General features: G+C 52.2%; 20 protein-coding genes and 1 pseudogene. 14 read left to right on the top strand and 7 right to left on the bottom strand.

Annotated elements, in window-relative coordinates; genetic code table 11:
• The coding region (locus QQZ17_RS09040; RefSeq protein WP_001568368.1) for an IS1 family transposase at window positions 1–72 on the bottom strand (72 nt) is incomplete at its 3' end.
• Between the two features lie 53 nt (window positions 73–125).
• A pseudogene (locus tag QQZ17_RS09035) lies at window positions 126–629 on the bottom strand (molybdopterin-dependent oxidoreductase); the annotation flags it as partial.
• A gap of 483 nt (window positions 630–1,112) precedes the next feature.
• Here QQZ17_RS09035 and QQZ17_RS09030 point away from each other — a divergent pair.
• The 6 genes from QQZ17_RS09030 to QQZ17_RS09005 all read left to right on the top strand — a co-directional run bounded on the left by QQZ17_RS09030 (window position 1,113) and on the right by QQZ17_RS09005 (window position 9,006).
• Window positions 1,113–2,063, top strand: a complete 951-nt coding sequence (locus QQZ17_RS09030; RefSeq protein ID WP_152401553.1) for a nickel/cobalt transporter — start codon at window positions 1,113–1,115, stop codon at window positions 2,061–2,063.
• Window positions 2,064–2,182: 119 nt separating this feature from the next.
• Window positions 2,183–3,814: a sensor histidine kinase gene (locus QQZ17_RS09025; RefSeq protein WP_152401551.1), complete on the top strand. Its 1,632-nt coding sequence runs from the start codon at window positions 2,183–2,185 to the stop codon at window positions 3,812–3,814.
• Entirely contained in the window at window positions 3,811–4,530 is a 720-nt protein-coding gene (gene dcuR, locus QQZ17_RS09020; protein ID WP_152401549.1) for a two-component system response regulator DcuR, read from the top strand. Before QQZ17_RS09025 ends, dcuR begins: the two co-directional genes overlap by 4 nt.
• A gap of 636 nt (window positions 4,531–5,166) precedes the next feature.
• A complete protein-coding gene (dcuB, locus tag QQZ17_RS09015) occupies window positions 5,167–6,507 on the top strand; it encodes an anaerobic C4-dicarboxylate transporter DcuB (protein ID WP_046494043.1) in 1,341 nt (446 codons plus the stop codon).
• A gap of 76 nt (window positions 6,508–6,583) precedes the next feature.
• Window positions 6,584–8,230, top strand: a complete 1,647-nt coding sequence (gene fumA, locus QQZ17_RS09010; RefSeq protein WP_152401547.1) for a class I fumarate hydratase FumA — start codon at window positions 6,584–6,586, stop codon at window positions 8,228–8,230.
• 146 nt (window positions 8,231–8,376) lie between these two features.
• Complete coding sequence (locus QQZ17_RS09005; RefSeq protein WP_152401544.1) at window positions 8,377–9,006, top strand: DUF2238 domain-containing protein; 630 nt, start codon at window positions 8,377–8,379, stop codon at window positions 9,004–9,006.
• A gap of 26 nt (window positions 9,007–9,032) precedes the next feature.
• Here QQZ17_RS09005 and QQZ17_RS09000 read toward each other — a convergent pair whose 3' ends face one another.
• The 3 genes from QQZ17_RS09000 to melA all read right to left on the bottom strand — a co-directional run bounded on the left by QQZ17_RS09000 (window position 9,033) and on the right by melA (window position 12,160).
• Window positions 9,033–9,287: a SemiSWEET transporter gene (locus tag QQZ17_RS09000; protein WP_061075522.1), complete on the bottom strand. Its 255-nt coding sequence runs from the start codon at window positions 9,285–9,287 to the stop codon at window positions 9,033–9,035.
• Window positions 9,288–9,289: 2 nt separating this feature from the next.
• On the bottom strand, window positions 9,290–10,720 hold the full coding sequence (melB, locus tag QQZ17_RS08995) for a melibiose:sodium transporter MelB (RefSeq protein ID WP_152401542.1): 1,431 nt from the start codon (window positions 10,718–10,720) through the stop codon (window positions 9,290–9,292).
• 84 nt (window positions 10,721–10,804) lie between these two features.
• A complete protein-coding gene (gene melA / locus QQZ17_RS08990; protein WP_152401538.1) occupies window positions 10,805–12,160 on the bottom strand; it encodes an alpha-glucosidase/alpha-galactosidase in 1,356 nt (451 codons plus the stop codon).
• Between the two features lie 268 nt (window positions 12,161–12,428).
• On the opposite strand from melA, the gene melR reads away from it, so the two are divergent.
• The 7 genes from melR (at window position 12,429) to pmrB (ending at window position 21,888) form a co-directional block, all read left to right on the top strand.
• Entirely contained in the window at window positions 12,429–13,361 is a 933-nt protein-coding gene (gene melR, locus QQZ17_RS08985) for a transcriptional regulator MelR (RefSeq protein WP_152401535.1), read from the top strand.
• Between the two features lie 199 nt (window positions 13,362–13,560).
• Complete coding sequence (gene adiA, locus QQZ17_RS08980) at window positions 13,561–15,828, top strand: arginine decarboxylase (protein ID WP_152406244.1); 2,268 nt, start codon at window positions 13,561–13,563, stop codon at window positions 15,826–15,828.
• A gap of 335 nt (window positions 15,829–16,163) precedes the next feature.
• Window positions 16,164–16,925, top strand: coding sequence for an AraC family transcriptional regulator (locus QQZ17_RS08975; protein ID WP_152401533.1), 762 nt, complete (start codon window positions 16,164–16,166; stop codon window positions 16,923–16,925).
• Window positions 16,926–17,053: 128 nt separating this feature from the next.
• Window positions 17,054–18,391 carry an arginine/agmatine antiporter gene (adiC, locus tag QQZ17_RS08970; RefSeq protein ID WP_152401531.1) on the top strand — a complete coding sequence of 446 codons (1,338 nt, stop codon included), beginning with the start codon at window positions 17,054–17,056 and terminating at the stop codon, window positions 18,389–18,391.
• 99 nt (window positions 18,392–18,490) lie between these two features.
• Window positions 18,491–20,134, top strand: a complete 1,644-nt coding sequence (gene eptA / locus QQZ17_RS08965) for a phosphoethanolamine transferase EptA (RefSeq protein WP_152401529.1) — start codon at window positions 18,491–18,493, stop codon at window positions 20,132–20,134.
• Window positions 20,131–20,805 carry a two-component system response regulator BasR gene (gene basR, locus QQZ17_RS08960; RefSeq protein WP_125370199.1) on the top strand — a complete coding sequence of 225 codons (675 nt, stop codon included), beginning with the start codon at window positions 20,131–20,133 and terminating at the stop codon, window positions 20,803–20,805. Before eptA ends, basR begins: the two co-directional genes overlap by 4 nt.
• Window positions 20,806–21,888, top strand: coding sequence for a two-component system sensor histidine kinase PmrB (pmrB, locus tag QQZ17_RS08955; protein WP_152401526.1), 1,083 nt, complete (start codon window positions 20,806–20,808; stop codon window positions 21,886–21,888).
• Here the strand turns inward: pmrB and pmrR are convergent.
• Window positions 21,885–21,974: an LpxT activity modulator PmrR gene (gene pmrR, locus QQZ17_RS08950; protein WP_152401524.1), complete on the bottom strand. Its 90-nt coding sequence runs from the start codon at window positions 21,972–21,974 to the stop codon at window positions 21,885–21,887. The genes pmrB and pmrR overlap by 4 nt on opposite strands.
• Before the next feature lie 62 nt (window positions 21,975–22,036).
• Entirely contained in the window at window positions 22,037–23,539 is a 1,503-nt protein-coding gene (gene proP / locus QQZ17_RS08945) for a glycine betaine/L-proline transporter ProP (protein ID WP_152401523.1), read from the bottom strand.
• A gap of 701 nt (window positions 23,540–24,240) precedes the next feature.
• Here proP and kdgT point away from each other — a divergent pair.
• Window positions 24,241–25,239, top strand: coding sequence for a 2-keto-3-deoxygluconate transporter (kdgT, locus tag QQZ17_RS08940; RefSeq protein WP_152401520.1), 999 nt, complete (start codon window positions 24,241–24,243; stop codon window positions 25,237–25,239).
• The last annotated feature ends 10 nt before the right edge of the window (window positions 25,240–25,249 follow it).

Below are 25,249 nucleotides of genomic sequence, written 5' to 3'. Positions count from 1 at the left end.
AGTGCTTTTGCCGTTACGCACCACCCCGTCAGTAGCTGAACAGGAGGGACAGCTGATAGAAACAGAAGCCACTGGAGCACCTCAAAAACACCATCATACACTAAATCAGTAAGTTGGCAGCATCACCGATAATTATAATAAATGGCCTCACGGCCATATTTTTCCGTCACGCGTTTCAATTCTGCTGCGATAAATGCGGTCGCTTCATCCCAGGAAATACGTTTGAATTTCCCTTCACCGCGTTTACCTACGCGTTTCATCGGATATTTAATTCGGTCCGGACTATATACCCGCCAGCGACTGGAACGTCCGCGCAAACATGGACGAATCTGGTGCTCGCCAAATACCGCGTCGTCTTTTGCGTCTTCTGGTTCAATACGCACAATACGGTCGTCTTTAACGATCACTTTCAGCGGGCAACGGCTGCCGCAGTTGACCAGACAGGCGCTGTGGCGAACGGTTTCACCATTACCACCCTGCGTCGGCGCAGCGATCGTTTCGGCCTGCGCGGTAACAGAGAAAGGCAACGTAATCGCGTTACTGAGCGCAACCGCGGCACCTATTTTGGCGGTTCCTGTCACCGCATCCCGTCGGGACAGTGTTGTGTTTAGCCATTTTTTTATTTCCATCTTTATTTCTCACATTTCATCCATAGTTATTATTAATAAGTCATCATAAAGGGCTAAACACGGCTGATGGTTGATTATGATCAAACGAACTTTTATGGGAAAATAAAGTGGAAAAACCATGACCGTCTTATCATTTTTCATCTGATAAAAAGCAGTGATTTAACTGAAAGTGACATTTCTCGATACAAACAAGAAATAAAAATAGAACAACAACGGCATAGTCGTTATGTATTTAAATATATTACGAATCAATATCCCGTCAGGCAAGTGAAATAAAATTCTTATTTTCGCGGCGTGCGCAAAAAGATTATTCCTGGACGAAAGTGATACTCCTGGCAGCCGGTGTCATATAAACTTTTCATGATAATTTATAGATAATATAATTATTTGTTATGTAAAAAAAGGGGGAAGTCTGCTCAGTGAGCTGGGTTCTCCCCTTAATCAGGCTATACTGTTTCATCATACCCATAGCCAGACCGAATCATGATCGCATCCGGACGCCATCCCTCTCTGCGCCTGTCGCTGGCAGGACTCCTGACTCTGACACTGTTCGGGGTCGGCTATACCCTGCATCTGCACTGGGGGGCATTCATTCAATGGTGTCTGGCGACGCAAATCACGCTGCACCGTTATCTGGTGATGTACCTGCTGCAGTTGAATAATCATCAGTACAGCGGCGGTTTCTGGTTACTGACGGGGGCCTTTCTGTACGGCGTGCTGCATGCCATCGGGCCGGGACATGGGAAGTTCATCGTGACGACTTATCTGAGTACCAATAAGGAAAGCCTGCTGGCTGCACGGGTTGTGCCTTTTGTTGGCAGCCTGATGCAAGGCGTCAGCGCGATTCTGTTTGTGTTTATCCTCGCGATTGGCTTTAACCTGGCATCCGGTGATTTGAGCACCAGCCGGTGGTACGTTGAGAAAATTAGCGCGGTGCTGATCGCCGGGTTTGGCGCGTTTATGATCTATCATGCTTTAAAATCCCTGCGTCCCATCACCTTCACCCGGTTTACTCCCCTGCATATCCATGACGAGAAGTGCGGCTGCGGGCATCACGGCGTCGGGAAGACGCTGGAGGACGGCAACTGGAAAACCCGACTGGGGGTGATTCTCGCCATCGGCGCCCGGCCGTGCAGTGGGGCGATCATGATCCTGTTATTTTCCAACGCGCTCGGCATCGTCACCTGGGGCATTGCGGCGGTGATGACCATGTCCTTTGGCACCGCGCTGTCAATCATGGGACTGTCTCTGGCGGTACGCTATGCCCGCAATCAGACGCTCTCATGGTTCGGCACTGGACATCCGGCCCTGAAATGGCTGGCGCCTGCAGCCAGAATTGTCGGTGGCGTGGTGCTGATTCTTTTTGCCACGATCCTGTTCTTAACGGTGATCCCGATTAGCGCCAATGGCGATTTTATTGCCGCAGGTTGCTAACGGTAAGCGCAATAATTGTCCGATAATTGCGTACCTGCTCCGGTGAATTTCCCTGCCACCTTGGAATTACGTGTCCCAATAGGGATAATAACCACACGAACAGTGAACCCGGGACCACAATGAGACACTCTCTGCCTTGCCGCACGCTACGTACACGGCCGATGAAACTCGGTACGACGGTAATATTGATGGTCAGCGCCGTGTTGTTTTCTGTACTACTGGTCGTCCACCTGTTCTACTTCTCACAAATCAGCCACATGACGCGTGATGCGTTAGCAAATAAGGCGCTGGCCGTTGCCCGAACGCTGGCAGACTCGCCGGAGATCCGCAGGGGGTTGATGAAAAAACCGGAGGATAGCGGGATTCAGGCAATTGCCGAAGCGGTGCGCAAGCGTAACGATATGCTGTTTATTGTCGTCACCGACATGAAAAGCCTGCGTTATTCCCACCCGGAAGCCCAGCGCATCGGACAGCCGTTTAAAGGCGACGATATTTTGCGGGCGTTAGATGGCAAAGAGAATATTGCCATCAACCGGGGCTTTCTCGCCCAGGCGCTGCGCGTTTTCACCCCCATTTATGACGACAATCACCGCCAGATTGGGGTGGTGGCGATCGGTCTGGAACTGAGCCGGGTCACCGAACAGATTAACAACAGTCGTGGCAGTATTATCTGGTCCGTACTTTTTGGCGTGCTGGTGGGTCTGCTGGGCACCTGGGTGCTGGTGAAAGTGCTCAAGCGCATCCTGTTTGGTCTGGAGCCATATGAGATTTCCACCCTGTTTGAACAGCGCCAGGCGATGCTACAGTCGATCAAGGAAGGGGTGATCGCCGTTGACGACAAAGGCGAAGTGACGTTGATTAACGATGCCGCCCAGGAATTGCTGAACTATCGCAAGTCACAGGACGATCCCCAGTTTTCCACGCTCAGCCACGCCTGGTCGCAGGTGGTGGATCTCAGCGAAGTTTTGCGCGACGGTACGCCGCACCGCGATGAAGAGATCAACATCAAAGACCGGTTGCTGCTCATTAATACCGTCCCGGTTCGTAGCGACGGCAAGATTATTGGCGCGATCTCCACCTTCAGGGACAAAACGGAAGTTCGCAAGTTGATGCAGCGCCTCGATGGCATGGTGAACTATGCCGACTCACTCCGTGAACGATCCCACGAATTCATGAATAAATTACATGTGATTCTGGGATTGTTACATCTGAAGAGTTATAAGCAACTTGAAGACTATATTATCAGGACGGCTAACAACTATCAGGAAGAGATCGGCTCACTGCTAGGCAAAATTAGATCGCCGGTCATTGCGGGCTTTTTACTCAGTAAGATTAATCGCACATCCGATTCAGGGCACAAACTGGTGATTAGCCATGACAGCCAATTACCGGACAGCGGCAATGAAGATCAAATTGCGGTATTGATCACCGCGCTCGGAAATTTGATTGAAAACGCGATCGACGCGTTAGCACAGCAGTCAGGAGGTGAAATCAACGTCTCCTTATACTATCGCAATGGCTGGTTGCATTGTGAAGTGAGTGACGATGGTCCCGGCATCGAACCGCACCGTGTTGACGCTATCTTTGAGAAAGGCGTCTCGTCTAAAGGAACTGAACGCGGCGTCGGTTTAGCGCTTGTTAAACAACAAGTTGAAAGTCTTGGCGGCAATATTTTTGTGGAATCCGAACCTGGCGTTTTCACACAATTTTTTGTACAAATACCCTGGGATGGGCAGAGGGCCAGCACATGATCAATGTCTTTATTATCGATGACGACGCAATGGTAGCGGAGTTAAACCGCCGCTATGTCGCACAGATCCCCGGTTTTCAGTGCTGCGGAACCGCCTCAACGCTGGAGAAAGCCAAAGAAGTTATTTTTCATAGCGACGTTCAGATAGACCTGATTTTGCTGGATATTTACATGCAGAAAGAGAATGGGCTGGATCTGCTTCCCCTTCTGCATGCCGCCGGCTGCAAAATTGATGTCATTGTCATCTCGTCTGCCGCCGATGCCATAACGATTAAGGACTCGCTGCACTACGGCGTCGTTGATTACTTAATCAAGCCGTTTCAGGCCTCACGTTTTGAAGAAGCCCTCACCAGCTGGCTGCAAAAGAAAAGGGACATGGACAAGCACCAGTATTATGAGCAGTCAGAGCTGGACCAACTGATTCACGGCAGTGCGTCCAATGAGCAGGACACTCGCCGCCTGCCGAAAGGGCTAACGCCGCAAACGCTGCGTACGCTGTGTCAGTGGATTGATGCGCATCAGGATTATGAGTTTTCAACCGATGAGCTGGCGAATGCGGTGAATATCTCCCGCGTCTCCTGCCGCAAATACCTCATTTGGTTGGTTAACTGCCATATTCTGGTCACCAGCATTCATTATGGCGTCACGGGCAGACCGGTTTACCGCTACCGTATTCAGGCAGAACATTATTCTTTACTTAAGCAATATTGTCAGTAGAAGAAGAATCTTAACCTTGCGTTATTTCGTTATATATTGGTAACAATTATTACAATAATGAAAAAATAAAAAGGTTAAGGTTACTATCTGAAAATTCAGAAATTGTGCCAGATCAAATATAATTGCATCATTTCACATTTATCAATGCTTTATTATTATCCGACATAGCATTGTTTTTAATTTCAAAAACGCTAACAAAAGTTAATAAAGTATTATCCACCTCATAGAGTGTGTATTTTTAATCACAAAGGAGTAGTCTGGAAATAACCAGACGGATTAACAAAAACGATAAACGGTAGCAACGGAGCTCATGCTACATCTTAGGGATAAGCACACTCTGTGAGCAGATGACATGTTCATATTTTTCATAAAGATACAAAAAAAGATCCCGAAACTGCTTCTGCTCTCCTTTTTCAACACTGCCCATCGCCAGAGAGTCTTGCTTTCTGAAAACAGCCTGAAAAAACGATAAGAGTTTCCATGTTCCTTATGAAAAACTTTTATTCAATGTTTAGAAACTAATCACACTTTCAGACGAAACGAATATTAGCCAGGCTCTGCGCCCACTACACAAAAAACAGAACATGGCTGTGATCCATTTATCAAAATTGACTGGTTTATCGCGAGGGTAAATAAATGCTATTTAGTATACAACTTCTCATAATATTAATATGTTTGTTTTATGGTGCCAGAAAGGGCGGTATCGCGCTGGGTTTGTTAGGCGGTATCGGCCTGGTCATTCTGGTCTTCGTTTTCCACCTCCAGCCGGGTAAACCACCGGTTGACGTTATGCTGGTGATCATCGCGGTGGTCGCGGCCTCAGCAACCCTACAGGCCTCCGGGGGTCTGGATGTCATGTTGCAGATCGCAGAGAAACTGCTGCGCCGCAACCCAAAATATGTCTCTATCGTTGCGCCGTTCGTGACCTGTACCCTGACTATCCTCTGCGGTACCGGCCACGTGGTCTACACGATCCTGCCAATCATTTACGACGTTGCGATTAAAAACAACATTCGCCCGGAACGTCCAATGGCCGCCAGCTCCATCGGCGCGCAAATGGGGATTATCGCAAGTCCAGTATCAGTCGCAGTGGTTTCTCTGGTTGCGATGCTGGGTAATGTGACGTTTGAAGGTAAACACCTGGAATTCCTCGACCTGCTGGCAATCACCATCCCGTCCACGCTGTTGGGTATCCTGGCAATCGGTATTTTCAGCTGGTTCCGCGGTAAAGATCTGGATAAAGACGAAGACTTCCAGAAATTCATCTCCGTACCGGAAAACCATCACTACGTGTATGGTGACACCGCAACGCTGCTGGACAAAAAGCTGCCGAAAAGCAACTGGCTGGCGATGTGGATCTTCCTGGGCTCTATCGCGATTGTAGCCATTCTGGGTGCTTTCTCCGAGCTGCGTCCTTCCTTTGGCGGCAAAGCGTTGTCAATGGTGCTGGTTATCCAGATGTTCATGCTGTTGACCGGCGCGCTGATTATTATCCTGACCAAAACCAATCCCGCTTCAATCTCTAAAAACGAAGTCTTCCGTTCAGGTATGATCGCGATTGTGGCGGTGTACGGTATCGCCTGGATGGCAGAGACCATGTTCGGTGCCCATATGGATGAGATCCAGGGCGTGCTGGGCGAGATGGTGAAAGAGTATCCGTGGGCCTATGCAATTGTTCTGCTGCTGGTGTCCAAATTTGTTAACTCCCAGGCTGCGGCGCTGGCGGCTATCGTTCCAGTCGCTCTGGCGATCGGCGTTGACCCGGCGTACATCGTGGCATCTGCCCCGGCGTGCTACGGCTACTACATTCTGCCGACCTATCCAAGCGATCTGGCTGCGATTCAGTTTGACCGTTCCGGTACCACCCGCATTGGTCGTTTCGTCATCAACCACAGCTTTATTCTGCCGGGTTTGATTGGCGTGAGCGTCTCCTGCGTCTTTGGCTGGATCTTTGCTGCCATGTACGGATTCCTGTAAAGGTCTCCCGCGTGCCGCCCTTCACCGGGCGGCGCGTCACTTATGATATTAAAAGAAATCAATAGGCTGGAAGCACATGTCAAATAAAGAGTTCTTCTATCAGGCACCTTTCCCGATGGGGAAAGATGAAACAGAGTACTACCTGCTCACTTCCGATTATGTCAGCGTAAGTGAGTTTGAAGGCGAGTCCATACTGAAGGTTGAGCCGCAAGCCCTGACGCTACTGGCGCAACAAGCCTTCCACGATGCCTCCTTCATGCTCCGCCCCGAACATCAGCAACAAGTTGCCGCCATTCTCCACGACCCCGAAGCCAGCGAAAACGATAAATACGTCGCGCTGCAATTCCTGAGAAACTCCGAAATCGCCGCTAAAGGCATTCTGCCGACCTGTCAGGATACCGGTACGGCCATTATCATGGGGAAAAAAGGCCAGCGTGTCTGGACCGGGGGTGGTGACGAAGCCGCGTTGTCAAAAGGGGTGTACAACACCTATATCGAAGACAACCTGCGCTATTCACAGAACGCCGCGCTGGATATGTACAAAGAGGTGAACACCGGTACCAACCTGCCGGCACAGATCGACCTCTACACCGTTGATGGCGATGAATATAAGTTCCTCTGCGTGGCGAAAGGCGGCGGTTCTGCCAACAAAACCTATCTGTATCAGGAAACTAAAGCGCTGCTCACCCCGGGCAAGCTGAAAAATTTCCTCGTTGAGAAGATGCGTACCCTCGGCACCGCAGCCTGCCCGCCGTACCATATCGCCTTTGTGATTGGCGGTACGTCCGCAGAAAGCACGCTGAAAACCGTGAAGCTCGCCAGCACGCACTACTACGATGCGCTGCCGGTCACCGGTAACGAGCACGGTCAGGCGTTCCGCGACACACAACTGGAACAGGAACTGCTGGAAGAGGCGCAAAAACTCGGTCTCGGCGCGCAGTTTGGCGGCAAATATTTCGCCCACGATATCCGCGTGATCCGCCTGCCGCGTCACGGTGCCTCCTGTCCGGTCGGTATGGGCGTCTCCTGCTCGGCAGACCGTAACATCAAGGCAAAAATCAACCGCGAAGGGATCTGGATCGAAAAACTGGAGCACAACCCAGGCCAGTACATCCCGCAAGCCCTGCGCCAGGCCGGCGAAGGCGAAGTGGTAAAAGTTGACCTCAACCGCCCGATGAAAGCGATCCTGGCTCAGCTTTCGCAGTACCCGGTTTCAACCCGCCTGTCGCTGACCGGAACCATTATCGTGGGTCGCGATATTGCGCATGCGAAGCTGAAAGAGCGTATCGAATCTGGCGAAGGGTTGCCGCAGTACATTAAAGATCACCCCATCTACTACGCGGGTCCGGCGAAAACACCGGCGGGCTATCCGTCAGGTTCATTAGGGCCGACCACCGCAGGCCGCATGGATTCCTATGTTGATCTGCTGCAATCACACGGCGGCAGCATGATCATGCTGGCGAAAGGCAACCGCAGTCAGCAGGTGACCGATGCCTGCCAGAAACACGGCGGCTTCTATCTGGGCAGCATTGGCGGCCCGGCAGCGGTCCTGGCGCAGCAGAGTATCAAGCATCTGGAATGCATTGAGTATCCGGAACTGGGTATGGAGGCTATCTGGAAAATTGAAGTGGAAGATTTCCCGGCGTTCATCCTGGTGGATGACAAAGGCAACGATTTCTTCCAGCAGATAGTCAGCAAGCAGTGCGCTAACTGCGCGAAATAACCTCTTCGGCCCGGCACCGGACGGTTCTCAACGTTTGAGGGCAGTCCGGTGATCCCCCCGGGCCACTTATTATCCTCCCATAGCAGACGTTGAATTTTTATCGGCATCGGTGAATAGTCGTCTTTTCCCTTACTGAGAGAATCTCGATGATCCGCACACTGAATCCCGGCCTGCTCACTGTTGCTGCCCTGATACTGACGCTTATCCTCATCTACACCGGCGTCTCGGCGGGTGAGAAAATCACCTGGCTGATGGAAGTGACGCCGGTGATTATTGTGGTACCGCTGCTGCTGGCAACCGCAACGCGCTACCCGCTTACCCCGCTGCTTTATACGCTGATTTTCTTCCACGCCATCATCCTGATGGTCGGCGGAATGTACACCTACGCCAAAGTGCCCATCGGTTTTGAGGTACAGGATTGGCTGGGCTTAAGCCGCAATCCGTACGACAAACTGGGGCATTTCTTCCAGGGGCTGGTGCCGGCACTGGTGGCGCGCGAAATTCTGCTTCGTGGAAAGATTGTTCGCGGAAACAAGATGCTGGCATTTCTGGTTTGCTGCGTGGCGCTGGCGATCAGCGCCACTTACGAGCTGATTGAATGGTGGGCGGCACTGGCGATGGGACAAGGCGCGGATGATTTTCTTGGTACCCAGGGCGACCCGTGGGATACCCAGTCAGACATGTTCTGCGCGCTGTTGGGCGCGTTAACCTCGGTGATGCTGCTGGCGCGCATTCATTGCCGACAGTTGAAGCGCTATCGGTTAATTGCCGGATAAGCCACAACGCCCTCCGGCAATTTGCACTATCCCCTGCGGTATTTGATCACCAGAATCGGCAAGGCGAACACCAGCGTCAGGAAGTTCGCCATGCTGACCGCCGTGTCCTCAATGAGCAATCCGTAAATCAACCACATCACTAACCCGCAGACAAACATGACGTACATCAGTCCGGAAATCCCCTGCGTATTACGGGTGGTGATGACTTTTATCGCCTGCGGCAGAAAAGAGAGCGTGGTCAGGCTTGCCGCCAGATAGCCTATCAACGAAATCCATTCCATGATTACGCCTTCACATCGCCAGTCGCGCTAACCGGTATCGGGCGTGTTTCCGGATGCAAAGTGGACTGCGGCACTTTACGATACTTATCCAGCAAATGAATCTGGATCTTACGCAATGTATCGCCGTTCAGACGGTAGTAGCGGAAGTAAAGGATCAGCGTCACGATGAAAAACAGCGTCGGTAATGCAATCATGATGAACTGCATGCCCAGGATAGTTTCAGCAGACTGAACCGCATTGGGGATATAGCCAATGATCCCCAGCACCACGGCGATAAAGAAAGCCGAAAACGCGGAGCCGCCCTTTACCACCATCGTTTGCACAGCATAGGCAATGCTCTCGCAGCGCACGTTAAACTTATACTCACCGTAATCGACGGTGTCTGCCACCATGATCACCTGTAGTACCCAGAACAGCGCGGTGCCTATGTTCAGAAAGACTCCGGCCAGGCAGATAAGAAACACATTGTGGTATCCAGCCAGCGCCATAATTAACAATACCCCGCCGCTGAGAACCGGCATCACCGACGCGCCCGCCCATAAACTCCGCCGGGATAGCGCCTTCGCCAGACGAGGAAAGAGGATCAGCGTCAATAAATTCGCCGCGCCGGCATAGGACAGGTAATACGGGAAAAGGTCAGCATCGCCAATCACATAGGTGAAATAATAAATCGCGAAACCGGTAATAATATTGGCGGCCACATTGTAAGCCAGCGCCATTCCCAGCAGACAGGAGAGTTGATCGTTTTTGTAGATCAACGCGAGGATCGACTTCAGCGACAGCCGGGTACTGTCAGCGGTAGCCTCGCTGTCAGACGAATACACTTCATGCACATTACGCAATGTCACGATAGTGGAGGCAATAAAGAACGCGATCAGCACCAGCGTGAACATCTGGAAACCGAACCCACGATCCTCCCCCCCAACATAACTCACAAACGGCAACGTCACCCCGGCGGTAACAAATCCCGCCAGACTGGCAAAGAAGCGCGGAAACGGTACCAGCTGCTCACGCTCACGTTTATCAAGCGTAATGGTCGGCACCAGCGACCAGAACGGAATATCCATGATGGTATACGTCATGCCCCACAGAATGTAGGTCACGCAGACAAAGACCACCTGTGCCGTGCCTTCAAACAGGTGGGCGCTAAACAGCAGAAACAGTACCAGCGAATTCGCCAGTGTTCCGAGCAGGATCCACGGTTTAAATTTTCCCCACCGCGACCGGGTGGCGTTCACAATCCAGCCCATTACCGGATCGTTGAACGCATTCCAGATCTTTGCCACCAGAAACAACGAACCCACGACACCCACCGATAACCCCACCACATCGGTGTAGTAATACATCAGGTACATATAGACGATGCCGATGGCGAAATCCTTACCAAACGCACCGAATCCGTAACTTAATTTTGTTGTCAGAGAGATGCTCATAGGGTACCGGGTCGCTGTTACCAGCGCCCGCCTTCTGTTATTAGAGAGGGTAAACGCCGGGTCTGAGCCCGGCGACGTTGACAATCAACGGTGTAACCAGGCGGGAAGCCAATCGCCGTGGGCGGCGATCAGGTCATCCACCAGCGCATAGATTTCCTCAATACCCAGTACGGCAGCGGTGTGCGGGTCCATCATGGCCGCATGGTAAACGCGATCGCGGTTTTCCGTCAGAATGGCTTCGGTCAATAGCGTCTGTACGTTGATATTGGTCTGCATCATCGCCGCCAGATGCGACGGAATCGCCCCGACTTTGGTTGGCTGAATACCATTCGCATCCACCAGACAGGCCACTTCCACGCAACTGCCCTGCGGCAGGTTGTCGATCAGCGCGTCGTTACGCACGTTGCCATAAATCACGCTCGGCTCACCCGTCCAGATGGCGTTCATAATGGTGCTGGCATATTCCCGCGACGGTTGAATATCGATACGCTCTGCGGTTTTGTACTCCTCCAGCTCTTTATGCCAGTTCGCCAGTTGCTCCACACAGCGTTTCGGGTACTCATCTAGTGGAATCTTGTAACGTTCGATCAGATCATCGCGGCCTGGCTTAATAAACCACGGGGTGTATTCAGCAAAGTGTTCCGAGGATTCGGTGACGAAATACCCCAGTTTTTTGAACATCTCGTAACGCACAATATTCTGACAGCGATCGTTGCCATGAATGTTGGGTTTCGGTGCCTGCCCGGCGTCATAAGCTGCCAGCAGTTCCGGATAGAGATTCACATACGTGCCATCGGCGGTTTTACGTTCCAGTTCCAGATAAAACGCCATATGGTTAATACCGGCGCTGCGATAGCGTAATGAAGCAGGATCAATGTTCAGATCGCGCGCCAGTTCTTCCGCCGTTCCCTGCACGGAGTGGCAAAGCCCCACTTGTTTAATGTGCGGATAGCGGGCATACATCGCCCAGGTATTCATTGCCATCGGGTTGACGTAATTCAGCAGGGTGGCATCCGGACAGACTTGCGTCATATCTTCACAGATCTGCCACAGGTGCGGGATGGTACGCAGCGCGCGCATGATGCCGCCAGGGCCGAGCGTATCGGCAATGGTTTGCTCCAGACCGTGACGTTTACAGACGTCAAAATCGGTCACCGTGCAGGGCTCATAGCCGCCAATCTGAAAGGCGACAACGACAAAATCGGCATCCTGTAGTGCCGCTTTTTGTTCTGTATGACAGGTAATGTGTCCGGACGCACCGGCAGAATCCATTAGCTTACGTACAACGACGTGCGACTCTTCAAGGCGCGTCTCATCGATATCCATCAGGGCAATATGCGCCGACTTCAGCGCCTCGCGGTGAAAGACATCGCCGAGAATGTTTTTCACGAAAATCGTTGAACCGGCGCCGATAAAGGTAATTTTGGGTGCTGTCATCATGACTCTCCAGAACAGTAGTGAACAGATTCATGGTGGCACGCGATCTGAGTGAAAACCTCCGTCTTCCCCGATGAGCATTCCCGAAAACTCAGATCCTCTGCTGGTCGCACGGCGATCTGAGTTTTTGGGACAAAATAGCCAGAAAAGCAGAGTATCCGGGCGGTTATAAGGGCTACTATCAATTATAACCGTCGGTTTTGTGTCCGAATTCCCGGTTCTGTTCCCGTAAAGCTGGCATGATTCTGACAATTCAGGAAACGGAGTGTCGATGAGCACGCAACCAATCCCCTTTCTCCCACCTGACCCGCATATGTGCAATGGTGACGAAAAACAGACGCGCAGTCCGCTGTCGCTCTATTCCGAATATCAACGGATGGATATTGAGCTACGCCCGCCACATGCGATGGCCGCCAGTCACTGGCATGGTCAGGTCGAGGTGAATGTCCCCTTTGACGGGGACGTGGAGTATCTGATCAACAATGAGGTTGTACAGATAAAACAAGGGCATATCACAATGTTCTGGGCCTGTACGCCACATCAGCTTACCCGTCCCGGCAACTGCCGGCAGATGGCGATTTTCAGTTTGCCGATGCACCTGTTTCTCTCCTGGCCGCTGGACAGGGAGCTTATCAACCATGTCACACACGGCATGGTGATTAAATCCCTGGCCACTCAGCAACTCAGTACCTTTGAAGTTCTGCGCTGGCAGCAGGAGACAAACAGCCCAAATGAACAAATTCGTCAACTGGCGATCGATGAAATCGGCCTGATGCTTAAGCGCTTTAGCCTTTCCGGCTGGCAGCCGATTTTGCTCAACAAAACCTCACGCACGCATAAGAATAGCGTTTCGCGCCACGCGCAGTTTTACGTCAGCCAGATGTTGGGATTTATTGCTGATAATTACGATCAGGCACTCACCATTAATGACGTCGCGGACCATGTGAAACTCAATGCCAACTATGCGATGGGGATATTTCAACGCGTGATGCAGCTGACCCTGAAGCAATACATCACCGCCATGCGGATTAATCACGTCCGCGCCCTGCTTAGCGATACGGATAAAACCATTCTCGACGTGGCGCTGACAGCAGGCTTCCGCTCCAGTAGTCGTTTTTACAGTACCTTCAGTAAATATGTCGGCATGTCACCGCAACAATACCGTAAGTTGAGCCAGCAGCGTCGGCAGCTCATGGTCGGGTGATGCGTGATATCACTATCAGCTCAAAAAATAGTTCAGCTGTCGATAAACCGCTGCAAAAAACACCAGAAAAATCACTTTAACACATTGTTTATAAACAACTAATTTCAAAAAATCATCATTTTACCCCCTCTTTACACCTTTTTTTGTCAGGGTAATACTTGCCCGCATCACAGATTCCTCCACAACCGGGTAAAAGATGATGAAAGTATTAATTGTTGAAAGTGAATTTCTGCATCAGGACACCTGGGTCGGCAAGGCCGTGGAACGTCTGGCAGACGCCTTAAGTCGGCAAAATGTTACCGTCATTAAGTCCACGTCTTTCGACGACGGCTACGCCATCCTTTCGGCAAACGAAGCCATTGATTGCCTGATGTTCAGCTATCAAATGGAACATCCTGATGAACATCAGAACGTCAGAGAACTGATCGGTAAGCTTCATGAGCGCCAGCAAAACGTGCCGGTCTTTCTGTTAGGTGACAGAGAGAAAGCCACCGCATCGCTGGACCGCGATATGCTGGAGCTTGTCGATGAGTTCGCCTGGATCCTCGAAGACACCGCTGACTTTATCGCAGGCCGCGCCGTTGCGGCGATGACCCGTTATCGCCAACAACTATTACCGCCACTGTTCAATGCGCTGATGAAGTACAGCGATATCCACGAATACTCCTGGGCCGCGCCGGGCCACCAGGGCGGTGTGGGTTTTACCAAAACGCCTGCCGGTCGCTTCTATCATGATTATTACGGCGAAAACCTGTTCCGCAGCGACATGGGGATTGAGCGTGCATCGCTGGGCTCCCTGCTCGATCACACCGGTGCCTTTGGCGAAAGTGAAAAGTACGCCGCACGGGTATTTGGCGCAGACCGCTCCTGGTCCGTAGTGGTCGGGACCTCCGGTTCTAACCGTACCATTATGCAGGCCTGTATGACCGATAACGATGTGGTGGTACTGGACCGTAACTGCCATAAATCGATCGAACAGGGGCTGATCCTGACCGGGGCGAAACCGGTGTATATGGTGCCGAGCCGTAACCGCTACGGCATCATCGGCCCTATCTACCCACAGGAAATGCAGCCGGAAACGCTACAGCAAAAAATCAGCGAAAGTAAACTAACCAAGGATAAAGTGGGACAAAAGCCCTCTTACAGCGTCGTAACCAACTGCACTTATGACGGTGTCTGCTATAACGCGAAATCCGCACAGGCGTTACTGGCGCAAACCACCGACCGTATCCACTTCGATGAAGCCTGGTACGGGTATGCTCGCTTCAATCCGATTTACGCCGATCACTATGCGATGCGCGGCGAACCGGGCGATCACAGCGGTCCTACCGTTTTTGCCACCCACTCCACGCACAAACTGCTGAACGCGCTCTCTCAGGCCTCTTACATTCATGTGCGGGAAGGTCGCGGCGCGGTGAATTTCTCCCGCTTCAACCAGGCATACATGATGCATGCCACCACCTCGCCGCTGTATGCCATTTGCGCATCCAACGACGTCGCGGTCTCGATGATGGACGGCAACAGCGGCCTGTCGTTGACTCAGGAAGTGATCGACGAAGCCATCGACTTCCGCCAGGCCATGGCGCGTCTGTATAAAGCGTTCAGCGCCGACGGCGACTGGTTCTTCAAGCCGTGGAACAAAGAGGTGGTCACCGATCCACAGACCGGTAAAACATTCGATTTTGCTGATGCTCCGGCGAAACTGCTGGCCACTAACCAGAACTGCTGGGTGATGCGTCCAGGCGAATCCTGGCACGGCTTTAAGGACTTACCCGATAACTGGAGTATGCTCGACCCGATCAAGGTCAGTATCCTTGCACCGGGTATGGGCGACGATGGCGAACTGGAAGAGACGGGTGTGCCTGCTGCTCTGGTCACCGCCTGGCTTGGACGTCACGGTATCGTTCCGACCCGTACCACCGATTTTCAGATTATGTTTCTGTTCTCGATGGGCATCACCCGTGGGAAATGGGGGACGCTGATCAATACGCTGTGCTCCTTCAAACATCACTACGATGCCAACACCCCGCTGGCGCAGGTCATGCCGGAACTGGTGGAGGAACATCCCCAAACCTATGCCAACATGGGGATCCACGATCTGGGCGACCAGATGTTTGCCTGGCTGCGTGAGAACAACCCAGGCGCGCAACTGAACGCCGCCTATTCCGGGTTGCCGGTTGCCGAGATCACGCCGCGTGAGGCTTATAACGCCATCGTTAACGACAACATCGAAATGGTTGCCATTGAGAATTTGCCGGGACGTATCGCGGCGAACTCCGTCATCCCTTACCCGCCGGGAATTCCGATGCTGCTCTCCGGCGAGAACTTTGGTGATGAAAACAGTCCGCAGGTTGCTTATCTTCGCGCTCTGCAATCCTGGGATCATCACTTCCCAGGCTTCGAGCATGAAACCGAAGGCACTGAAATCATTGATGGTGTCTATCACGTGATGTGCGTGAAAGCGTAAGTCTATTCCGACGACTGCGTCATGAAATGGCCATCCTGACGCAGCCTGGTTTTGGCCACAAGGTGATGACGTGCGTTTCCTGAGTATTGCTGAAAAAAACTAACATTGTCATACCTTTTTGCGCGGGTGCCCCCCGCGCTTTTTTTTATCCACAATGCAGGGTTTCCACCGCGTAAAAATTTCTGTACATAGCATTTAGCTGGCGCCTATTGTAATTTTAACCAAAACCATTATTTTATTGTGGACTTCATTCGTCATACAAATCAAAATATCTGTTTTATCTCTCCCCTTTGGCGAGAACGGGTATTTTATGTTCATATTTCGGGAGTTGGGGTATGAGAATTTTCAGCAATAATCCTTGCATCATCGTGTTAACTGAAAAAGACGTCTGGCTACGTGTAAATGGTAAAGAGGCTATCAATTTAAAAGCGAATCATATGGCACTCATCGCCTGTGAAAATAACATCGTCGATATATCATCAATTAATAACGCACTGGTCGCACATATTAGCCGCGATATAATTAAAGACTACCTTCGTTTCTTAAATAAAGATCTCACGGCTATTCCACTCTGGCAACGGAGCTCCTCCCCGGTATTAACCGCCGATTGTCTGACCCCCGATGTTTTTCGGGTAGCGGCGCAACACAGCATTGCGCATACCGACAGTCCAGGTGAAGAGGAACGCACGCGCGCCCTGCTGTTCACCGTGTTATCACGTTTCCTCGACAGTAAGAAGTTCATGCCCCTGCTCATGTATATGCTGCGAAGTCGCGTCAGCGACAGCGTTTATCATATTATTGAGAGTGATATTCATAAAGCCTGGAATCTTAACCAGGTCGCCCGTTGCCTCTGTCTGAGCCCGAGTTTGCTAAAGAAGAAACTCAAAAGCGAAAATACCAGCTACAGTCAAATCATCACCACTTGCCGCATGCGCTACGCCGTTAATCAGCTCCTGATGGATGGCAAGAATATATCCCAGGTCTCCGAACTGTGTGGTTATAACAGTACATCTTACTTTATCTCTGTGTTCAAAGAGTATTATGGCATGACCCCATTGCATTATGTCAGCCAGTTTAAAGACCGTGCAGTAGCGTGATTTTTGATCGCTTTACAATGAGCCACGATAATATCAGCATTAGCGATAACCCGTACCGGACATAATTCAACCGACCCCTGAAGGCGTATTATAGAACATCATTTGTTGTTCCTTTCAGGAGTCTATTTATGTCCTCGGATGCTGATGCTCACAAAGTGGGCTTAATCCCCGTCACCTTAATGGTGTCGGGGAATATAATGGGTTCAGGGGTTTTCCTGCTGCCTGCTAACCTGGCCGCCACCGGCGGGATTGCAATCTACGGATGGTTAGTCACGATTATCGGCGCGCTGGCGCTGTCGATGGTCTACGCGAAAATGTCGTCCTTAGATCCCAGTCCCGGCGGTTCTTACGCTTACGCACGCCGCTGCTTTGGGCCGTTCCTCGGTTATCAAACCAACGTGTTGTACTGGCTGGCCTGCTGGATCGGTAACATCGCGATGGTCGTTATCGGCGTCGGTTACCTGAGCTACTTCTTCCCGATTCTGAAAGACCCGCTGGTGCTAACGCTGACCTGCGTGATGGTACTGTGGATCTTCGTTCTGCTCAATATTGTCGGTCCGAAAATGATCACCCGCGTTCAGGCCGTCGCCACCGTGCTGGCGCTGGTCCCCATCGTCGGTATCGCGGTGTTTGGCTGGTTCTGGTTTCGTGGCGAAACCTATATGGCCGCCTGGAACGTGAGCGGTATGAACACCTTTGGCGCGATTCAGAGCACCCTTAACGTCACGCTATGGTCGTTCATCGGGGTCGAAAGCGCTTCGGTCGCGGCAGGGGTGGTCAAAAACCCGAAACGCAACGTGCCGATTGCCACCATTGGCGGCGTGTTGATTGCTGCCGTGTGCTACGTGCTCTCCACGACCGCCATCATGGGGATGATCCCCAACGCCGCGCTGCGCGTCTCCGCATCACCGTTCGGTGACGCAGCACGCATGGCGCTGGGCAATACCGCCGGCGCGATTGTCTCCTTCTGCGCGGCAGCAGGTTGTTTAGGCTCACTGGGTGGCTGGACGCTGCTGGCCGGACAGACCGCAAAAGCCGCCGCCGATGACGGTCTTTTCCCGCCCATTTTTGCCCGCGTGAATAAGGCCGGTACACCGGTTGCCGGGCTGATTATCGTCGGTATTCTGATGACGGTCTTCCAGTTCAGCAGCATGTCGCCCAACGCCGCGAAAGAGTTTGGTCTCGTCTCCTCTGTGTCCGTCATCTTTACGCTGGTGCCGTATCTGTACACCTGCGCTGCGCTGCTTTTGCTCGGCCACGGACACTTCGGCAAAGCGCGTCCGCTCTATCTGCTGGTGACCTTTGTCGCCTTTATCTACTGCATCTGGGCGGTGGTCGGTTCTGGCGCGAAAGAGGTGATGTGGTCGTTTGTGACCCTGATGATCATCACCGCGCTGTACGCCCTGAACTACAACCGGATCCACAAAAACCCCTTCCCGCTGGATGCGCCGGTTAACCGGAACTAACCCCGTCATTTTCCCCCATTAAGCCAACCTTAAGTTCTTAAGGTTGGCTTAACTTTACTCTGCGAGGATCGGCGCTACTTAGTCTACGGAAGCTCCACCATGTTAAAGCGCATTATCAAAAGACCCATTCTCAGCCTGTTGGCCTGGTTACTACTGGTTTCATTCTATTTGTCTGTTTGTCTGAACATCGCATTCTACAAGCAGGTTGTGCAGGCCCTGCCGCTGGATTCCCTGCGTAACGTACTGGTCTTCTTATCAATGCCGGTGGTGGCGTTCAGCGTCATCAATATTGTCCTGACGCTGGCCTCTTTCCTGTGGCTAAACCGCCTGCTGGCCTGCCTGTTTATTCTGATGGCCGCGTCGGCGCAGTACTTCATCATGACCTACGGCATCATCATCGACCGCTCGATGATTGCCAATATGGTGGATACCACGCCTGCCGAAACGTTCGCCCTGATGACGCCACGAATGGTTCTCACACTCGGTCTTAGCGGCATTCTGGCGGCGTTCGTCGCCTGCTGGATCAAAATCAAACCGACCACGCCGGCCCTGCGCAGCGTGCTGTATCGCGCCGCCAACGTGCTGGTGTCGGTATTATTGATTGTTCTGGTGGCGGCCTTTTTCTATAAAGATTACGCCTCGCTGTTTCGCAACAATAAGGAACTGGTCAAAGCCCTCAGCCCGTCAAACGGCATTGTCGCCAGTTCGTCCTGGTACTCCCATCAACGCCTCGCGCACCTGCCGCTGGTACGTATCGGTGAAGATGCACATCGCAATCCGCAGATGCAGCAAGAGAAGCGTAAAAATCTGACCATCCTGATCGTCGGTGAAACCTCACGTGGCGAAAACTTCTCGCTTGGCGGTTACTCACGTGAAACCAACCCATTGTTAGCAAAAGATAATGTGGTCTACTTCCCGCGCACCACGTCGTGTGGTACCGCCACGGCGGTGTCTGTGCCATGCATGTTCTCCAACATGCCGCGCAAGCACTACGACGAAGAACTGGCGCAGCATCAGGAAGGCATGCTCGATATTATCCAGCGCGCGGGGATTAACGTGCTGTGGAACGACAACGACGGCGGCTGTAAAGGCGCCTGCGATCGCGTACCGCATCAGAATATGACGGCGCTAAACCTGAAAGGTGAATGCATCGACGGCGAATGCTATGACGAGGTGCTGTTCCACGGTCTGGAGGAGTACATCAACAGCCTGAAGAGCGACGGGGTGATCGTGCTGCATACCATCGGTAGCCACGGCCCCACCTATTACAACCGTTACCCGCCGCAGTTCAGGAAATTTACCCCGACCTGCGATACCAATGAAATCCAGACCTGTTCACAGGAACAATTAGTGAACACGTACGATAATACCGTGCTGTATGTCGACTATATTGTTGATAAAACAATTAATCTCCTGAAAGCGCATCAGGACAAATTTACCACCAGCCTGGTTTATCTTTCCGACCACGGCGAGTCGCTGGGCGAAAACGGCGTCTATCTGCACGGCCTGCCGTATGCCATTGCGCCAGATGCGCAGAAGCATGTGCCGATGCTGCTGTGGCTGTCAGAGGATTATCAGCAGCGCTACCAGGTTGATGCAAACTGCCTGCAAAAACAGGCGCACGATCGGGACTACTCGCAGGACAATCTTTTCTCGACCATGCTGGGACTGACCGGCGTACAGACCACGCAATATCAAGCCGCAGATGATATTCTGCAGCCTTGCAGGAGAACCACTGAATGAAAATATTGATTGTTGAAGACGATACGCTGCTTTTGCAGGGCTTGATTCTGGCGGCGCAAACCGAAGGGTATGCCTGCGATGGCGTGTCGACCGCCCGCGCGGCTGAGCAATGTCTGGAGACCGGTCATTACAGTCTGGTGGTGCTGGATCTCGGCCTGCCTGACGAAGATGGCCTGCATTTTCTTACCCGCATCCGGCAGAAAAAATATACCCTGCCGGTGCTGATCCTCACCGCACGCGACACGCTCGGCGATAAGATCTCCGGGCTGGACGTCGGCGCGGATGATTATCTGGTGAAGCCTTTTGCGCTGGAAGAGTTGCACGCCCGTATTCGCGCGCTGCTGCGTCGTCACAATAACCAGGGCGAGAGCGAACTGGTCGTCGGCAATCTGACGCTGAACATGGGCCGTCGGCAGGTGTGGAAAGAGGGAGAAGAGTTAATCCTCACCCCCAAAGAGTACGCGCTGCTGTCACGCCTGATGTTGAAATCGGGAAGTCCGGTGCACCGGGAAATTCTCTATAACGACATCTATAACTGGGATAACGAACCGTCGACCAACACCCTGGAAGTGCATATCCACAACCTGCGCGATAAAGTTGGAAAGTCACGTATTCGTACCGTGCGCGGTTTTGGCTACATGTTGGTGGCGACCGCGACTGAGGAAAGCTAATTGAATCTGAAGCGTTTTCTGCGCCAGCCAATGACCCTGCGTCGGCGGTTGATGATAACCATCGGCATGATTTTGCTGGTTTTCCAGCTTATCAGCACCTTCTGGCTCTGGCACGAAAGCACTGAGCAGATCCAGTTGTTTGAACAGGCGCTGCGGGATAACCGCAATAACGATCGCCACATCATGCATGAAATCCGCGAGGCGATCGCCAGTCTGATCGTCCCCAGCGTGTTTATGGTGGGGCTAACGCTGTTCATTTGCTATCAGGCCGTTCGCCGCATCACCCGTCCGCTCGCCAATCTGCAGCAAGAGTTAGAGACCCGCACGGCGGATAATCTCTCCCCCATCGAAATTCACAGTTCGACGGTCGAAATTGAAGCGGTTGTTTCCGCACTCAACCAGTTGGTGAATCGACTGACCGCAACCATCGAGAACGAACGCCTGTTTACCGCCGACGTCGCACACGAGTTGCGAACGCCGTTATCGGGTGTTCGCCTGCATCTGGAGCTATTGTCAAAGGCGCATAACGTGGATGTCGCCCCGCTGCTTGGCCGTCTGGATCAAATGATGGACAGCGTCTCGCAGCTCCTACAACTCGCCCGCGTGGGCCAGTCCTTTTCATCGGGAAATTATCAACAGGTCAGGCTGCTGGAAGATGTTGTCCTGCCGTCTTACGATGAGCTGAGCACAATGCTGGAACAGCGCGAACAAACGCTGTTGCTGCTGCCCGATCGTCAGGACGATGCCATCGTGCAGGGCGATGCGACGCTCCTGCGAATGCTGCTGCGCAATCTGGTAGAGAACGCCCATCGCTACAGTCCGGAAGGAACTACCATCACCATTACGCTAAATGTTAATGATCGGGCAACCATGGCGGTAGAAGATGAAGGACCGGGGATCGACGAGAGCAAGTGCGGCGAACTCAGCAAAGCCTTCGTACGCATGGACAGCCGTTACGGCGGAATCGGATTGGGGTTAAGCATTGTAAGCCGCATTACGCAGCTGCATCACGGGCAGTTTTTCCTGCAAAATCGCAGTGGAACAACCGGAACCCGCGCGTCGGTGATATTGAAGAAGGCTTAGTAGGTTGAGACCCAAATGTACAGGAAGCTACTGACAATCACTACGCTGAACACGGTCATTACACTTTCATAAACACGCTGTTTCATCACACTCTCCTCCAGGGTATGGAAGAGAGTGTGCCAGTCAGAGATTAAGCGAACCTTAAGGCTTACTCGTCAATCCGTGGATGCTGCTGCACCAGGCGTGTACGCTTCACCTGCAGGTCAGCAATCTCCTGATCGATATCCTCAATTTTCTGCTCGATGTTATCGTAGTGCTCGCCGAGAATTTCTTTCGCTTCCTGAATATCCGAGGCAGCAGGCGTTGCCCCTTTCAGCGGCTGGTTCGCGGTCTCTTTCATGGTGATACCCGTAATGAAACCAATCACGGCGATCACCATCAGGTAGTAGGCCGGCATCATCAGATTCTGCGAACTTTCCACCAGCCAGGCCGCCAGCGTTGGCGTCAGACCGGCAATCAGTACTGAAATGTTAAAGGCCGCCGCCAGCGCACTGTAACGAATGTGCGTCGGGAACATGGCCGGCAGCGAAGAGGCCATCACCCCGGTGAAGCAGTTGAGGATCACCGCCAACATCAGCAAACCAGCAAAAATCAGGCCGATGATATTGCTGTTAATCAGGATAAAGGCCGGAATGGCCAGCGCAAACAGCGCGATACTGCCCATGATTACGAACGGGCGACGGCCAAAGCGGTCACTCAGCAGCCCCATCACCGGCTGAACAAACAGCATCCCGATCATAATAGCGATGATAATCAGCACGCCGTGATCTTCAGAGTAATGCAGGTTATGCGACAGATAGCTCGGCATATAGGTCAGCAGCATGTAGTAGGTGACGTTAGTGGCAATCACCAGGCCAATACAGGCCAGCAGGCTGCGCCAGTGCTTAGTGGCAATCTCTTTAAAGGAGATTTTTGGCCCGTCCTGCAAACCTTCGCGATCGCCCTGTTCCAGCTTATCAACGTGCTGCTGGAACGCCGGTGTCTCTTCCAGCGCATGACGCAGATAGAGTCCGATAATCCCTAACGGCAGGGCGATAAAGAATGGAATACGCCAGCCCCATTCCAGGAAGTTCTCTTCCCCGACAACCGTCGAAATCAGCACCACCACGCCTGCACCCAGCACGAACCCGGCAATGGAGCCGAAATCCAGCCAGCTTCCCATAAAGCCGCGTTTACGGTCCGGGGAATACTCGGCCACAAAGATCGACGCGCCGGTGTACTCACCGCCGACAGAGAAGCCCTGTGCCATCTTACACAACAGCAGCAGGACAGGTGCCCAGATGCCTATCGAGGCGTAGGACGGTATCAGGCCGATACAGAAAGTACTGATCGACATAATCACAATGGTGATGGCAAGAATCTTCTGGCGACCATATTTATCGCCAAGCATACCGAAGAACAAACCGCCAAGCGGACGAATCAAAAAGGGAACAGAGAAGGTGGCAAGGGCGGCAATCATCTGCACGCTGGGGTCAGCCCCCGGGAAGAACACTTTACCTAATGCGTAAGCAACAAACCCATAAACCCCAAAATCAAACCACTCCATCGCATTACCCAGCGACGCTGCGGTAATCGCCTTGCGCAATTTACCGTCATCAATAATCGTGACATCGCGAAGGGTAATGGGTTTTACTTTTTTCCTTTTCAGCATAGCTGTCCTCGTAGACTAAGCCCTGTCTCGCTGCATACCGACGCCATTGGCGCACTAAGCGCGAACGTCACCGTCGAGCGCGGGTTGCTCAGGTGCAACCCCTGAAACAAGCGTAGCAGGTTTACTTACACGGACTGGTTAAGGCCTGTACAACCGAACCTGTTGACGCCTGATTTGGGCGGTTAATGAGCTATCTACCCTACCAGTGTTTAAAATTGTGATCAACTTCACATATATGTTTAGGTTTCGTCAACGGAGGTAAATAAGGTGATTCTGAGTCTCTTTTTTTAAAGCGCGGTGTTGTGCTTTTTTACGCTTTCAATCTCTATTTTATTGCGCTTCCTTAATAAAAAGTCACTGTCGTTATTATTATTCTGCCAGGTAATTCTCTCTCATTTTTCACAAATTCTTTACGGTAATTTTAAATATTCAGATCGCACTGGAATGTTTAGATTGATTATGTGACAAAGATAACTAAAACACTGTTTCGTTTTGATTGAATCAGCATTCCGATGAATGCAAGATAATAGCCGATGTAATACCACCGGGAAGCGAAAGACGCCGATCCCAGGCGCAATCGCTACGTACAACATAAAGAGAATGCAGGTTCTCCTTGCTTTCTGTTTAGATATAACAATCTGAATTTTAATATTTTTTGCCACCTTACCCGTTTGTTCCGCGGGCAAGAAGTGAGGACATTTATGAGAATTAAAGCCACCATTGAACGCATCCCTGGTGGGATGATGTTGATTCCATTGCTGCTGGGTGCGGTTGTAAATACCCTTGCACCAAATACCGGTGCTTATTTTGGTTCCTTTACAAAAGGCATGATTACCGGCACGGTACCGATTCTTGCTGTGTGGTTTTTCTGTATTGGGGCATCGATTGATTTACGCGCTACCGGTACGGTCTTGCGTAAATCCGGCACGCTGGTGATTACCAAAATTGCCGTAGCGTGGGCAGTGGCAATGATTGCTGCATCGTTTATTCCGGATACCGGTATTCAGACCGGTTTCTTTGCCGGTCTTTCCGTACTGGCGATTGTTTCCGCGATGGATATGACCAACGGCGGTCTGTATGCCAGCCTGATGAACCAGTACGGTACGAAAGAAGAGTCTGGTGCGTTCGTCCTGATGTCTCTGGAATCCGGTCCGTTGATGACGATGGTCATTCTGGGCGCGGCGGGTCTGGGCTCCTTTGAACCCCATCACTTTATCGGCGCAGTGCTGCCGTTCCTGGTCGGCTTCACGCTGGGCAACCTTGACCACGATCTGCGTGCGTTCTTCAGCAAAGCGACGCCGGTACTGATTCCGTTCTTCGGCTTTGCATTGGGTAACACCATCAACCTGGGCGTGATTGTTGATACGGGTCTGCTGGGTATCCTGCTGGGTGTGGCGGTCATTATCATCACCGGTATTCCGCTGATTATTGCTGACCGCGTGATCGGTGGCGGTAATGGTACTGCGGGTGTCGCGGCGTCCTCTGCGGCAGGTGCCGCCGTCGCCAACCCGGTGATCATCGCGCAAATCAACCCGGCGTTTGAACCGGTCGCCGCCTCCGCAACGGCGCTGGTCGCCGCAAGCGTAGTGGTCACGGCGATTCTGGTGCCAATTATTACGGCGCTCTACGCCAAACGCTTCGCCAGGCTTCCGGCACCAGCGACGGTGGAAGAAACGACAGCGGAATCCGCAAACCACTAATCATCACCCC

Source organism: Citrobacter sp. T1.2D-1 (genome assembly GCF_950098555.1).
GTDB lineage: Bacteria > Pseudomonadota > Gammaproteobacteria > Enterobacterales > Enterobacteriaceae > Citrobacter_A > Citrobacter_A telavivensis.
The sequence above is the reverse complement of the archived record's forward strand: the minus strand, read 5'-3'. Positions and strand labels throughout refer to the sequence as shown.

What these genes read in the sequence shown, in the direction of transcription:
- QQZ17_RS09030 (WP_152401553.1), top strand. Translation starts at nt 1,113, where the DNA reads ATGATCGCATCCGGACGCCATCCCTCTCTGCGCCTGTCGCTGGCAGGA.
- QQZ17_RS09025 (WP_152401551.1), top strand. Translation starts at nt 2,183, where the DNA reads ATGAGACACTCTCTGCCTTGCCGCACGCTACGTACACGGCCGATGAAA.
- dcuR (WP_152401549.1), top strand. Translation starts at nt 3,811, where the DNA reads ATGATCAATGTCTTTATTATCGATGACGACGCAATGGTAGCGGAGTTA.
- dcuB (WP_046494043.1), top strand. Translation starts at nt 5,167, where the DNA reads ATGCTATTTAGTATACAACTTCTCATAATATTAATATGTTTGTTTTAT.
- fumA (WP_152401547.1), top strand. Translation starts at nt 6,584, where the DNA reads ATGTCAAATAAAGAGTTCTTCTATCAGGCACCTTTCCCGATGGGGAAA.
- QQZ17_RS09005 (WP_152401544.1), top strand. Translation starts at nt 8,377, where the DNA reads ATGATCCGCACACTGAATCCCGGCCTGCTCACTGTTGCTGCCCTGATA.
- QQZ17_RS09000 (WP_061075522.1), bottom strand. Translation starts at nt 9,287, where the DNA reads ATGGAATGGATTTCGTTGATAGGCTATCTGGCGGCAAGCCTGACCACG.
- melB (WP_152401542.1), bottom strand. Translation starts at nt 10,720, where the DNA reads ATGAGCATCTCTCTGACAACAAAATTAAGTTACGGATTCGGTGCGTTT.
- melA (WP_152401538.1), bottom strand. Translation starts at nt 12,160, where the DNA reads ATGATGACAGCACCCAAAATTACCTTTATCGGCGCCGGTTCAACGATT.
- melR (WP_152401535.1), top strand. Translation starts at nt 12,429, where the DNA reads ATGAGCACGCAACCAATCCCCTTTCTCCCACCTGACCCGCATATGTGC.
- adiA (WP_152406244.1), top strand. Translation starts at nt 13,561, where the DNA reads ATGAAAGTATTAATTGTTGAAAGTGAATTTCTGCATCAGGACACCTGG.
- QQZ17_RS08975 (WP_152401533.1), top strand. Translation starts at nt 16,164, where the DNA reads ATGAGAATTTTCAGCAATAATCCTTGCATCATCGTGTTAACTGAAAAA.
- adiC (WP_152401531.1), top strand. Translation starts at nt 17,054, where the DNA reads ATGTCCTCGGATGCTGATGCTCACAAAGTGGGCTTAATCCCCGTCACC.
- eptA (WP_152401529.1), top strand. Translation starts at nt 18,491, where the DNA reads ATGTTAAAGCGCATTATCAAAAGACCCATTCTCAGCCTGTTGGCCTGG.
- basR (WP_125370199.1), top strand. Translation starts at nt 20,131, where the DNA reads ATGAAAATATTGATTGTTGAAGACGATACGCTGCTTTTGCAGGGCTTG.
- pmrR (WP_152401524.1), bottom strand. Translation starts at nt 21,974, where the DNA reads ATGAAACAGCGTGTTTATGAAAGTGTAATGACCGTGTTCAGCGTAGTG.
- proP (WP_152401523.1), bottom strand. Translation starts at nt 23,539, where the DNA reads ATGCTGAAAAGGAAAAAAGTAAAACCCATTACCCTTCGCGATGTCACG.
- kdgT (WP_152401520.1), top strand. Translation starts at nt 24,241, where the DNA reads ATGAGAATTAAAGCCACCATTGAACGCATCCCTGGTGGGATGATGTTG.